The sequence below is a fragment of the Bremerella alba genome, from assembly GCF_013618625.1.
GTDB lineage: Bacteria > Planctomycetota > Planctomycetia > Pirellulales > Pirellulaceae > Bremerella > Bremerella alba.
Window position 1 is genome coordinate 56,220 of the sequence record NZ_JABRWO010000011.1, and the last position, 13,381, is coordinate 69,600.

A 13,381-nucleotide genomic window follows, 5' to 3' on the forward strand; every position below is an offset into this window, starting at 1 on the left:
GGAAACTTGTTCACCCTGGAAGCAATTCAAAGTCGAGGTTTCCTCGGCGGTAGTAAGTACGCCCCATCCATTTTGAGGAAGGTACAATTCCACTGACTTGGTTTAAGAAGGCCCCTCCCGCCGCCGAAGCGGGCCGGAGGGGCGAGCCAGGGAGACTAGTTGGCCACTGCCATCTCAACGGCCAAGTCGAACGCCTTCTGCTTGAGATTGGCTCCCGGCCCCATCAATACGGAAGACATCCGGCTTTCAGCACGATTGCCTTTGTAGGTAAAGAATCGTCCGTGATCGATTGCCTCGGTTACCGAGTTGTAAAGACTCCAGTAAGTACCACGAATGGCTGGAAGTTGATTCCGCTCACTGCGAAACGCTTCCCGGATTGATTCAACTTTGCGATCGTGAATCGTTGACGATCGTCCCTCTTGTTCCGGCCTAGGAACCAGAATTTCGACATACTGATTTGCCTGCTCTCGATCGAATCGGGTCTTGGCAAGCAATTTCGCCTTTTCGCTGTAATCGCTGAACTGCCGATCAGCTTGTGAGAGCAGTTTATGAGCCTGATCAAGCTTGGCGGACATGTCGCCGATATGCTTAATACCCTGCTGGCCACGGATCGCCAGAGCGGCCGTATTTGCACAGACAACTCTCACCGACGTTGGGATCGCATACAAAGCCCCTTTTCCATCGTGACTATTCAGCCAAAGGATATAACGATTTACTTCATCGCCATCGGCGATAACGTCAACGCTTGGCATTCGAGCCAATGCCCACACGGTACGACCACCCCGCAGGGCTCCGGCTGATTCGTACTTCATGACGCCGTCTTTCAAGAGGCTATCCAGAAACTGGAAGGCATCCCGATTCTGAACGACACGATAACTATCGCTCATGACGCCCAGGTGGAGCCCCGTGTCGGCACGAACCGTCGTCGAGTGGCCGGGGATGTGTCGGCCGTCATTGTCATAGATCGGCTGCGTTTCGACTTCCCAGTCGAGGTGCGCCGCTTCGATCATCGCCTCACTGTCGGGAACGTGATCGAGAACATATTCACCTCCGACATCCCACCATGCGGGTTTGAGGGCGAAAGCGGCTTCCGCTTTACCATTGATAAAAGAAATTTCTGCGGGCATCGTGTATCTCCCTGATGCGAGTTCAGTCTGTCGCTGAGTTGAGCGACCTCGCAACTGGAAGGTACGGTGTGACTGAAAAGGATATCGAGTTTACCGGACGCATTTTGATGTAAACAGTTGCTCTGTACGTTCAGGAGTTCAAGTTAGATCAGCTTATGGCAGGATTGAGCAGTGACTTAAAGCAACTGTGTACTAAACCAAGTACAATATCGCCGTAGTTCCCAACAACGTTATTACCGAAAGAGACCTCCGATGCTGTTCACCCTTGACGAGAATTTTACCAAACTGGAGCCGGTCGGATTTGAGGATTTTGGGGCCTCCTCTCAACTGGAGAAGCAGCTTGAAGACCTCCTCGCAGACAGTCTGTGCGAGAAGTTGTTTTGGGATGCTCCACTGCTGCCTTTCTTTCAATAATGGCGATCAAGAGGCATTTTTTGTGGAACAACGCAATTCCGCCGAGACAGGATGGTCACCTACTTAGGTGCGACGAACGAATCAATTCAAAGTGAGGCATGAAAAGGAGATCGTGCAATGACCCACAATTCAGGAATACGTCCGTCGAGCGCCATTTCTTCCGATGATGGCAACAACGAAACAGATGTTTCCGATTTTCCGCAAGATGTGGCGGCCGCCTGGGCGAACGTAATTCTGGACTTGTTCGACCGCGGTGTCCGAAATTCCAACGGCGAAGCCACCAAGCGATCATCGACTCAAAACCGAAGAAACGCTGGATAATACGGCGATCATCGTCGTCAGATCATCGCGTTAAAACGGACGGACACGGAAAGAAACTAAGTGCCCTTTTTCGACTGTTCCCGTTGGGGTCAACTCATTCGTGACCCCGGAAGAACCTAACCCCGGGGGCGTAGCTCTACTTACCTCGCCCCTATAGCATCGTCACCTTTGATAGCATGAAACGAAGGATGTACGTTACGATCAGGAGGGCTGTGCCCTACTACGCAAAGTTCGCCAAAGTCGAAATAGATTGGTTGAGTCACTCTATTGCAATACCCTTGGCCGCGTCGTAAAGCTAAGCTTTGCCGCGTTTCGACCTTGGACTAGATCATATCCAAACAGCAGAAGTTTTTGCTCCTGTACTTCTTATCGCATGATACTGCCATTCGCGCCTTGACAACTATCCATCGTAGACTCTGAGGCGAGATTGGTTGACATCTTCTCCTTAGAATGCCTTATCTCCGCGCTTCGATGAAGATGGAACAACTGGCGATTCGCGTGGAATCTATCGGTTATCCGGATCGCTACCGTTCAATCATGCCCTCGAACCTGGAAATGCAGGGGGATCACGCCCCCCGATTTGTTCCGAAGTCCATTTGGCTCTGATAAACTCTGATATGCCGCACGGTCGGTCCTGTTGTAGTAAGTGATGTCAGAAACTCCGTAATAGCCTCTCAGCCCTTGAAAGAAATGAAAGTCGCAGGCCAATGAATCAGGCTATTGAAGAATTGAAGCCGGGCCAGATCGCTCGTATCCGGCAACGCACTTATCTGATCGAACAAATCATCAAGCCGCAGCGGAAGTCTGACAGTACGCTCGTGAAGCTGTCGTGTGTTGATGACGACAATCAAGGTCAGCCTCTGGAAGTTCTTTGGGAAAAAGAGCTCGACCCTCAAGTCCTCACCGAAGAGGCGTGGAAATCGATTGCCTCCAAGGGCTTCGACGACTCGCGACTCTTTGCTGCCTACCTCAACACGCTCAAGTGGAACTGCGTCACCTCGACCGATCCAAAGCTCTTTCAGTCACCATTCCGCGCCGGCATTCGGCTCGATGCCTATCAGCTGGAGCCGCTTCGCAAAGCTTTGCGTCTTCCCCGAGTCAACCTTTTTATTGCCGACGACGTCGGTTTAGGGAAAACGATCGAGGCAGGCCTGATCGCTCGTGAACTCCTGCTCCGGAAAAAGGTACGGGAGATCATTGTCTCTTGCCCGCCTTCGATGCTTTTGCAATGGAAGGAAGAGTTGGAGGCTCGTTTCGGCCTGACGTTTGAGATCCTCGACAAGGAATACATGAAGCGAGTACGACGCGAGCGTGGTTTCAGCGTCAATCCTTGGAGTACCCACACTCGGTTCCTGATTTCGCATCGGCTTTTGATCGACGAAGCCTACGCCGGCCCCTTACGCGATCACCTGGGCACCTTCAGCAGTGGTTCACTCTTTATCCTCGATGAAGCCCACCATGCTGCACCCGCAAGCGGGCAGAAGTACGCGATCGACTCGCAGATCACCCGGGCCGTCCGAGACTTGGCTCCCCGGTTCGAGCACCGTCTATTTCTGTCAGCGACACCCCACAACGGTCACTCCAACAGTTTCTCAGCTCTGCTAGAGATTCTCGATCCCCAGCGATTTTGTCGCGGGGTTTCCGTGACCGCAAAGCATCGCGATGAGGTGATTGTCCGCCGAATCAAAGAAGACATCCGAGAAATCCAAGGCGGTTTCCCTAAGCGGGAAGTCGTCCAGGTAACAATCGACGGCCTTCCTGAGGACGCTCCCGAGCTAAAGCTTTCGCGACTACTGGACGAGTACCGCCAAACCCGGGAAGAACGCCTTAAGAACGAAACCAAGCGCAAACAGGCCGCTTCAAGCTTGCTGATCGTGGGTCTTCAGCAACGACTCTTATCGTCGATTGAGGCCTTCGCCCGTACGCTGAAGGTCCATCGCAACACAGTCAAGCGGCAATGGGAGAAGATGCAGGCTGAAACCCTCCAAGAGGAAGAATCGTCGTCAGCTCAGGACCTGCTTACCGGCAGCGTCGACTACGACGATGACCGAGCCACACTCGAAGAAGATCAACTGCGTGCCGAAGAAGACGCTCAGTTTGAAGCCGCATCGGCGGCATCTCTCGGTTCACTCGAAGATCTGAACGCCCAGCAGCTGTTCGCACACGAACAGAAACTGCTCGATGACATGACTGACGTCGCCGAGCAGGCTCGCGGCCATTCCGATGCCCGGACCGAAAAGCTCATTGAGTGGATTCGCGAAAAAATGTGCCCAAACCTCGGGAAGCGAGGTGCCCAGTGGAACGACACTCGAGTCCTGATTTTCACTGAGTACGACGACACCAAACGGTATCTCGTCGGACGTCTGGAAGCGGCGATCCAAGGTAGCGATCGGGCTGAACAGCGGATTCAAATTTTCCATGGTCCGACGCCGCCCCCCAAACGCGAAGAAATCAAACAGGCGTTCAACACCGACCCCCGCCGACATCCTGTCCGCATTCTGATTGCCACCGATGCCGCCCGAGAAGGTTTAAACCTTCAAGCCCATTGCCACAATCTGTTTCACTTCGATGTGCCGTGGAACCCCAGCCGTATGGAGCAGCGAAACGGCCGAATTGACCGGAAGCTCCAACCCAAGGACGAGGTGTTTTGTCACTACTTTGTTTACACCCAACGCCCTGAAGACCGAATTCTTCAGGTCCTCGTTCGCAAAACCAAGACCATCAAAGACGAACTCGGCAGTCTTTCGCAGGTCATTGATGCTCGTCTAGCGAAGTCCATGAGCCAAGGCATTCGTCACCGCTCCATCGATACGCTTGAAAGCGAATTGGAAACGGCTGACCTGGACGATTATCGGCGCGCCGCGATTGAGGACGAACTGGAAGCGGCACGAGAACGCCAGCACGATCTCCGCCAACAGATCGACCGCCTGCGGTCGCTGCTGGAAAACTCTCGCAAAAGCATCGGACTGGACGACACCCATTTTCGGTCGGCCATTTCCTGTTCATTGCAAATCATGGGTGCAAAACAGCTATCGCCGGCCAAAGACGAAAATGGCATCGACTGCTTCGAGTTCCCTGCCCTCGACGAAAGATCCGGTGCCGACCCCACGTGGGCGGAAACAATGGATACCCTCCGTGCCCCTCGTAAACGAGACCAGAAGCTTTGGGAGTGGCGCAGATCATCACCGATTCGCCCAGTCGTATTTGAAGACCCAGGTGTCGTTGGCGACGACGTCGTCCACCTCCATCTCGAACAGCGGGCCGTTCAGCGGCTGTTGGGAAGGTTCACTGCCCAAGGGTTCGTCCATCACGACCTCTCACGTGCCTGCTTCGCCCAGGCCTCCGATTCCATCCCTCGTGTCATCCTGCTGGGCCGCCTGGCACTTTACGGCGAAGGCGCTGCCCGACTTCACGAGGAGCTGATTCCCGTGACGGCACGCTGGACCGATCCGGAGATTCGCAAAGGCCCTCTCGCTCCCTATGCGAAAGACACCGAGGCGAAGACGCTTGCCTTGCTGGAAGACTCGCTGCTCACCGCTGGTGGTATCAAGCTCACGCCGGAAGTCGTCAGCCAACTGCAAGCCGCCGCTCCAAATGACATCCATGAACTCCTCCCTCAGCTCACCACGCGCGGTGAAGAATATGCGGCAGATGCCATCAAGAAGCTCGCTGCCCGGGGTGCCGCCGAAGCCAAGGCCATGAAAGAGATCCTGGAAACCCAGCGCAAGCACATTTCAGAAACGATCAAGAGTATTTCAAAGTTCAGTCCTGCTCAGTTGCTCATCGACTTTGGGGATGAGCAGAACGAACTGGAGCAACTTAATGCCAACAAGCGGTACTGGACCAAGCGTCTTGAGGAACTACGAGAAGAATTGAAAACGGAACCTGCCCGCATCGAAGATCTGTACACGGTCAAAGCGACGCGTGTGGAACCGGTTGGACTCGTGTATCTCTGGCCGGTGACGGGGTAAGCAGCCATGGCAAAATCACCAGAAGAACTCGCTCATCAGGAGTGGATCGGCTACGTTCAGCCGGTCGGTCTCGTCGTATCGGTCCCAGCCATGCTGGAGGCTCAGTGCTACGTCAACAAAAACATCATGGCCGAGCATGCCCAGTTCCTGAGCTGCCTGCCACGTGATAACGATCAGCCCATCCCGGAAATCCGCGATCTGGCCGAGTTCACCCAGAAAGTACTCGACTGGGAAGCGGCAGACCTTGTCGACATCCCCGCTCGCGGGCCGCTACCAGGCAATATGGCCTCCCTCGAAGTCATTCTACCCCAGTACAACGAAACCCTGCGTCCTACCCAGGCCGTTCCGGCCTTCAAGCCGGAAGAAGGGCAAAGTCCTTGGATGATGCTGATCCAGGAACTACCCGCAGGCACCGATTTCGATGATTCCTCCGATGACGACACAGCCGGGCACTGGAATGCGGCTCCCCAGGCCAAGTTCGAGCGTCTCCTCCGCGAATCAGGCGTCCCGATCGGCCTGATCTCCAATCGCCGCCAGCTTCGCCTCGTCTACGCGCCGAAGGGGGAATCAAGCGGTCACGCGACGTTCATTGTCGATGAAATGACCCAGGTTGCCGGCCGACCGATGTTCGCCGCCCTGCACATGTTGCTGTGTGCCGACCGCATGTTCACGCTGGGGGAAAAGCAGCGTCTGCCGGCCATCCTCGAGAACAGCCGTAAATACCAGAACACGGTATCCACGAAACTGGCCGAACAGGTTCTCGCTGCCCTGTACGAGATGATGCGAGGCTTCCAGGCTGCCGACGATGTTCGCCAGGGGGATCTCCTGCGCGAAGTACTCGGAAGCGCCCCCAACCACGTCTATTCAGGCCTGTTGACCGTCCTGATGCGATTGGTGTTTGTGATGTATGCCGAGGATCGCGACCTGCTCTCCAGTGATCCGGTTTACTCGAATTACTACTCCGTGACCGGTCTGTTTAATCGGCTGCGGGAAGATGCCGGGCGGCATCCCGACACGATGAATCAGAGGTTCGGGGCCTGGTCGCAGCTCATCACGCTGTTCCGTCTCATCTACGAAGGGGGGCAACACGGCGACTTCAAACTTCCCGGCCGCAAAGGCTACCTGTTCGATCCCGAGCGTTATCCTTTCCTGGAGGGTCGGCAACGAAAGTCGAATCCATCGGACGAAGCGCCTCCGATTCCGCGCGTGAGTGACGGGATCGTCTATAACGTCCTGCAGAACCTGCTCATCCTCGATGGCGAGCGTCTTAGCTACCGTAGCCTGGATGTCGAGCAGATTGGTTCGGTCTACGAAACGGTGATGGGATTCAACTTGGAGGTGGCTCGAGGGAAATCGATCGCCATCAAGCCGGTGAAGACGCATGGTGCGCCGGCGACGATCAACCTGGAAGAGTTGCTCGCCACGAAGGGAAAGGACCGAGCTAAGTGGCTCAAAGAGCAGAGCGACCAGGCACTTGGCAAGGATGCAACCAAGCTCCTTAAAGATGCAGAAACTGTTGAGGATCTACTAAAGGCCCTCGACAAGAAGATTCAGAAGAAAGTGACTCCGCGGATCGTACCTGAGGGAGCGATCGTTCTGCAACCCTCGGATGAACGTCGGCGGAGTGGCTCGCACTACACGCCTAGGTCGCTCACCGAACCAATCGTTCGTACGACACTGGAACCGATTCTGAACCAGCTGTGCGATCCGGAAGTGGAACTGCCCGAGATTTATCAGCCTTCAAAAGAGGATAAGAAACGTTACACGGCTGGCGAGATTCAAGCTCGGGTGTTGCAGTCCAAACAGGCGATCGAATATGCAAAACTAGCACGGGAAGTTGGCACGCCCCATCCGGCGCAGATTCTCGATTTGAAAATCTGCGATCCAGCGATGGGCTCTGGAGCGTTTCTGGTCGAGACATGCCGACAGCTTGGTGATCACTTAATCGATGCCTGGGCATCTCATGGCCTTACACCGGCCGATATTCCCCCGGACGAAGACGAGGTTCTTTATGCCCGACGTACGGTTGCACAACGTTGCCTGTACGGCGTCGACAAGAACGTCATGGCGGTTGATCTTGCTAAGTTGTCGCTCTGGTTGGTTACGCTGGCTAAAGACCACCCGTTCACGTTCCTCGACCATTCATTGCGGCACGGTGATTCGTTGGTCGGTCTTACGCGTAAACAGATCATTGGGTTTCACTGGGAACCCCTAAAACAAAAACAGTTTGGCGAGGAATTAATTCAAAAGCGACTCGACAAGGCGACCGAGGCTCGTGCGAGGATTCTCAACGCACCCGAAGACACCAGATACCGTGATCAGGAACAACGATTAGCAAATGCTGAGGAAGCGTTATCCGTAATTCGCTTGGCCGGACATGCATGTGTGAGTGCATTTTTTGCGGAATCCAAGACGAGAGAGCGAGAAAGGCTTTGCCAAGAGTACTTCACAGATGTCGAACGGTTGTTCAACGATATCAACCATGGCAAGCTAAACATGACCGTCCATAAGCGACTTATTCATGCCACAAAAAGCCTTAGCACTGGTGAGCACCCGCTTGTCCCATTTCATTGGGAAATTGAATTCCCTGAGGTGTTTTCACGAGTGAACGGCGGGTTCGATTCGTTTGTCGGTAATCCGCCATTTGCCGGCAAAAACACGCTTGTAAATGGGAATCGTGATGGTTTCCTAGACTGGTTGAAGATTATACACAAAGAGTCGCATGGCAACTCTGACCTAGTCGCCCACTTTTTTCGTCGGACTTACCAAAATCTCCGCATAAACGGGTCATTTGGACTTATTGCCACCAATACTATTTCCCAGGGTGACACACGTACAACCGGACTTAGTTGGATTAGAAAGAATGGCGCGACAATTTATTACGCAAATCGTCGCCTCCGTTGGCCAGGACAAGCCGCTGTCGTCGTAAGTGTAGTTGCAGTGACGAAAGGAATGATCCGTCCACCATATTCATTGAATGGAAAGCCAGTGGACGAGATATCCGCTTATCTTTTTCCACTCGGCATGGACGACAATCCGCATGTATTGATTGCGAATGCCGGGCTCTGCTCGAATGGAGTCAAAATATATGGCACAGGCTTCACATTCGACGACTCGGACAATAGCGGTCTTGCATCACCGATATTGAAAATGGAAGAATTATTCGCAAAGTCGCCACGAAATCGGGACCGCATATTCCCTTACCTTGGAGGCGAGGAGCTCAACTCTAGCCCACGACAATTTCCCAATCGCTTTGTAATCAACTTCGGTGAAATGGAGATTGAGAAAGCCGAGGAGTGGCCAGACGTCCTCGCCATTGTCCGTCAAAACGTCAAGCCGCAGAGAGACAAGGTTAAGGATCGTCGCTGCCGATCTCTCTGGTGGCAATATGAGCGACCGCGTTCCGAATTTTTTAGTGCCCTCAGTTCGGAGAGTAGAGTTCTTGTTTTATCTCGGGTTGGCAATCATGTTTCGTTCGCATTTACTCCATCTAGCTACGTCTTCGCAGACTCTCTCGTTGTATTTCGATTCTCTGACTTTTCTGAATTCTGCATTATGCAGAGTCGCGTGCACGAGATCTGGGCAAGGTTCTTTTCATCTTCAATGAAAGATGATCTTCGATATACATCATCTGACAGTTTTGAAACATTTCCATTCCCAAACAATCCGTCGCTGTGCCGTTCGTCTGGAGAATTATACGAAACATACCGAGCTTCATTAATGTTGAAGTCTACAGAAGGTTTGACTGCGACCTACAATCGATTCCACGATCCACAAGAGAAGTCGCCTGAAATCGAAAAACTACGCGAACTGCATGCGAAAATGGACAATACAGTTTTAGAAGCCTATGGCTGGCAAGATCTAGCAGAATCTGTTCATTGCGAGTTCCTACTAGACTACGAGGAAGGAGACGAAGACGACAGCGGTAAGAAGTCCAAAAAGAAAAAGCCCTGGCGTCTTCGCTGGCCTGATGAGTTCCGTGATGAAGTTCTCGCCCGTCTTCTCGAACTCAATGAACAGCGGCACAAAGAGGAATTGCTGACGGGCAATCCGGCCACAAAGCCATCCAAGGCCGAGGATAAGCCCAAACCTGCGAAGAGAAAGAAAGCAAAACGCAAGGAGCAGACACCAACGGCAGAACTATTCGCCTCCACCCTGGAACGAGAGCATCGCTATCTGCTGATAATACTCCGTCACTGGGAGGGCCGTACCGTTACGCGACGTGTTCTCAACGAATGCATGATCCTGATGCTCGATGACGCACTTCGCACGGCATTGCTTAGAAAGAAGATTATTTCCGCTTCAAGCCAGAACGAGGTCGGCGTCAATCAGATTCTCAACGATCTGGATATCGATGGATTTATCGAGCAAGCGGGAACCGACCACCAGCAGGCATGGCGTATCACCTCGTCCGCTCCTAAGAACATCGAGATGTCTGCGGATGACCAGAAACGACTGGACGAGGTACTGGAATTCTTACGGAGGGAGCAGGAAGCCGGTAAGGTTACCGTGACTGAGGAGGTTGTCGATGCCGACGTCGACCTTATTCCCACTTCGTGAGGAACCATTAGCTCCAGCAGCCGGCCGGCATGGACCTGTCCTGTGGCTCCAACGTGTGGTCATCCTTTCACAGCTCGATCCCACGGCCGTGATTCGCGACATCTCATTTCGTCTTGGTCTGAACATCATTAAGACGAAACAGATGAAGGCCCGCGGAGGCCCGGTCGCCGGCCACAGCCTCGGTAAAACGCTGTTGATGCGGATGATCCGCTACACGCTTGGCGAGCAACACTTCGGGACGCAGGATACCCAGGATAACTTGGCGTCTACGCTTGGGCTGGAGAATGCCCACGTCGTCGCCCAGTGGAACGTCCAAGGCGAAGACTGGACCGTCATCAGGCCACTGAGTGCGGACCATGCAGCCGATTCCTACGCAGTTCCCAGCGATGACTGGCAGGCAGCCATCACGACCCATGACGGGAAGATTCCTCACAAAGACTTTGTTCTTCGTGTCCAGGATGCGATGCTTTCGGAGCTTCCCCAGTTCTCACTCCCCCGCGGCCGAGAAGCCCGTTGGCTGGATATCCTGGCCTGGCTCTCTCGCGATTACCAATGCGGCTACCGCAAGGCCAACGAATGGCGACACGACGACGCCAACCCCGGGTCCCCCCTCGATCGCGACGAGAACAGCCTGATCATGCAGTGGGTGATGGGGCTCATGAACGCGGACGAAGTCGAACTGCGTCTGAAGCATGGCAAGCTTCTAAAGGACCGAGGGTACTTGAAGACTTCGGCAGAACAGATTCAGCGAAGACTGGAAACGCTCTGGGAGCCGCTTCGGGAAACGCTTGAATTGGGGGATGAAGCCGAAATGGACGGCGACCAGCCTTCCTTCGACAGCGTCAACCCGGTGACCGTCGCCAACAAAAAAGTGAGATCGCTCACAGGCCTGCGATCGGAGCGAGTCGCTGAGTCTAAGATCGCTAAACTCCAAGAGGAGTACGCGATCGCCCAACAAGCCGTAATGGACGCGGCAGCTGCGGTCGGTGATTGCCAAGGCCGCATTAAGCTCATCACCCAACAGATTGCCGAGTACGAATCAGACCCCACCAAGCCCTTCGCTCGCTGCCAAGCCGATCCATGTTGGATCAAGGAACGTGCCAAGCGGACCGCCAAGGACCCTGCCAGGGATAGCCACCTAGATGATTTTCGAGAGAAGCTTGAAGCCGTCGAGAAGCAAATCAAAGTAGAACGGCAGTCGAAGAAGGCCCTGGAAAGGTCCGCTGCCGCCGCCAGGGACGCCCTGACAGATGAAGAGAAACGTCTGGCGAAAGAACTTTCGGGCATCAACCAAAAAATCGGGCAGTGGAAAGGCGTGGCCAAAGAGGCTCTGCGTCTCGATGCTCTGGCCAAGTCAGTCAGCCAAGCGGCCAAGAAGCTGAAGAAGGCAGACAGCGACGTTGAGAACTCGCTCAAGACGCTGGACGAGTTGAGAAAGAAGTATCACCGAAAGCTCCGAAAGTTCTCTAGCGTCTATGACCAGGTGCTGAAGGAGATCTTCGGACCGACCGCGACGGGGGACATCCAGGTCGACGGAAATGGCCTGCACCCAGCCCCAGACAAGCGACTCGCCCCAGCCGGCGCTGCCATGTCCGTGATGACGACTGTCTTGGCTTTCGACGTGAGCTGCCTGGCCGCCAGCGTCTACGGTATCGGCCACCATCCTCGGTTCCTGCTCCACGACAGCCCCCGAGAAGGAGACATGGAAGGTCCACTATTCGGCCGACTCTTTGAAATCGTCGAGGAGTTGGAATCCAAGTTTGATAGTAGTCATAATGTGTCCTTCCAATATATCGTGACAACTACATCCGAACCTCCTAAACACTTGGCCAGCCCGAAGGGGCCTTATGTAATTGAGACGCTGGATGCCACGACCGACGATGGACTGCTGATGCGGAAACGGTTTTAGCGAAGCAATATCGTTGTCGACCGATAGGCTGGATACCTAGCCAGAAGGTCATGGGATACGGTACTTCTGACTTGTTCCTCTTGTTTCAATAGGAACTCAGTCAGATCTACTCGAACCTCGCATAGTGCCACAAAGGAGAAAACCAAGTTGCCTGACGCCAACCACCCCCATGACTATCAACGGTCGATTAATCAATATCAGCTTTCAGTTCGACTTTTCGGCCCAATTCAATTGTCGCCCGAGTTAAATCGACGCACGGATCGAGTCATTAAATCACACAGCCAGGACAGGGATCACTTTACGGAAATCACCATTAGTGAAAATAGAATGCAAGGTGGAATCGTTGTAGATTACTATGTCAAAGCTCGTTCGCGCCGATCAGCTGAGCAGGTAGGGTATGTCTATCTGTCTCAATTGTGCGACCTGCTGAGTGCCGTCACCGATTGCCCGGTACAGTTTTTTCAGACCGAGGAACAAGCACGAGGTGAAGGAGGTCGCCAACATCGCCAGCCAATGCGAAATGCCAGAACGGTTCACCTGGAAGAATGGTCCTGGATTACAGGATCACTGGTCGCTCTTCGCCGCGACCACCCTCGCTACCTCGCTGCGGCAAGCTGGTTTCGCAAGGGGCTGACGGGTGACGATTGCCTTGATCAGTTCTGTTGCTTCTTCAGGGTAATCGAACGGCTGGCAGCTTCATACGCGAACAAGAGTCAGTGGAAAAAAGAGGAAGGAGGTGTCCGTCGCGCCATCGCTCAGCTTACCGATGACCTTTTCGGCACCAATGGAATTCCGGAACTGCTTGCCAATGAATCACGCATCAAGGAGGCAACCACTCTACGAAATAACATTTCCCACGGGAATGAACCGATCACCATCGAAATGATCGAGACTGCCAGTGCGTTGTTGTATCCTATTCAAGATGCCGCATTTTGTGTCCTCGATTGTCTAAGAAAAAGAAAGCTACAATTCGACTCATAGTCGGATAAGTGCGTTCCACTGAAGTGTAACTGAATGTTTGCTGCACGACTGGGACTGGCGAGATTGACGACTTCAGATTCTCGATTAACTCGTTCGAC

At 53.7% G+C, this 13,381-nt stretch carries 7 protein-coding genes; 6 read left to right on the forward strand and 1 reads right to left on the reverse strand.

Translation table 11 applies throughout. The features are described from left to right. Positions 1-155 precede the first annotated feature (155 nt). Positions 156-1,127: a DUF932 domain-containing protein gene (locus HOV93_RS18820; protein WP_207398081.1), complete on the reverse strand. Its 972-nt coding sequence runs from the start codon at positions 1,125-1,127 to the stop codon at positions 156-158. Between the two features lie 252 nt (positions 1,128-1,379). On the opposite strand from HOV93_RS18820, the gene HOV93_RS18825 reads away from it, so the two are divergent. The 6 genes from HOV93_RS18825 to HOV93_RS18850 all read left to right on the forward strand — a co-directional run bounded on the left by HOV93_RS18825 (position 1,380) and on the right by HOV93_RS18850 (position 13,283). Beyond that, positions 1,380-1,541 (forward strand): hypothetical protein, encoded by a 162-nt coding sequence (locus HOV93_RS18825; protein WP_207398082.1) that lies wholly within the window; start codon positions 1,380-1,382, stop codon positions 1,539-1,541. Between the two features lie 117 nt (positions 1,542-1,658). Next, positions 1,659-1,862, forward strand: a complete 204-nt coding sequence (locus HOV93_RS18830; RefSeq protein ID WP_207398083.1) for a hypothetical protein — start codon at positions 1,659-1,661, stop codon at positions 1,860-1,862. Positions 1,863-2,569: 707 nt separating this feature from the next. Then, a complete protein-coding gene (gene drmD, locus HOV93_RS18835; protein ID WP_207398084.1) occupies positions 2,570-5,833 on the forward strand; it encodes a DISARM system SNF2-like helicase DrmD in 3,264 nt (1,087 codons plus the stop codon). A 6-nt stretch (positions 5,834-5,839) separates the two neighbouring features. Continuing rightward, positions 5,840-10,393, forward strand: a complete 4,554-nt coding sequence (locus HOV93_RS18840; RefSeq protein WP_207398085.1) for a DNA methyltransferase — start codon at positions 5,840-5,842, stop codon at positions 10,391-10,393. Beyond that, positions 10,362-12,302: a hypothetical protein gene (locus HOV93_RS18845; RefSeq protein WP_207398086.1), complete on the forward strand. Its 1,941-nt coding sequence runs from the start codon at positions 10,362-10,364 to the stop codon at positions 12,300-12,302. The genes HOV93_RS18840 and HOV93_RS18845 overlap by 32 nt, the downstream gene beginning before the upstream one ends. 327 nt (positions 12,303-12,629) lie before the next feature. Continuing rightward, entirely contained in the window at positions 12,630-13,283 is a 654-nt protein-coding gene (locus HOV93_RS18850; protein WP_207398087.1) for a hypothetical protein, read from the forward strand. The last annotated feature ends 98 nt before the right edge of the window (positions 13,284-13,381 follow it).

Coding starts and splice junctions, on each gene's coding strand:
- HOV93_RS18840 (WP_207398085.1), top strand. CDS start 5,840: ATGGCAAAATCACCAGAAGAACTCGCTCATCAGGAGTGGATCGGCTAC.
- HOV93_RS18820 (WP_207398081.1), bottom strand. CDS start 1,127: ATGCCCGCAGAAATTTCTTTTATCAATGGTAAAGCGGAAGCCGCTTTC.
- HOV93_RS18825 (WP_207398082.1), top strand. CDS start 1,380: ATGCTGTTCACCCTTGACGAGAATTTTACCAAACTGGAGCCGGTCGGA.
- HOV93_RS18830 (WP_207398083.1), top strand. CDS start 1,659: ATGACCCACAATTCAGGAATACGTCCGTCGAGCGCCATTTCTTCCGAT.
- drmD (WP_207398084.1), top strand. CDS start 2,570: ATGAATCAGGCTATTGAAGAATTGAAGCCGGGCCAGATCGCTCGTATC.
- HOV93_RS18845 (WP_207398086.1), top strand. CDS start 10,362: ATGCCGACGTCGACCTTATTCCCACTTCGTGAGGAACCATTAGCTCCA.
- HOV93_RS18850 (WP_207398087.1), top strand. CDS start 12,630: ATGCAAGGTGGAATCGTTGTAGATTACTATGTCAAAGCTCGTTCGCGC.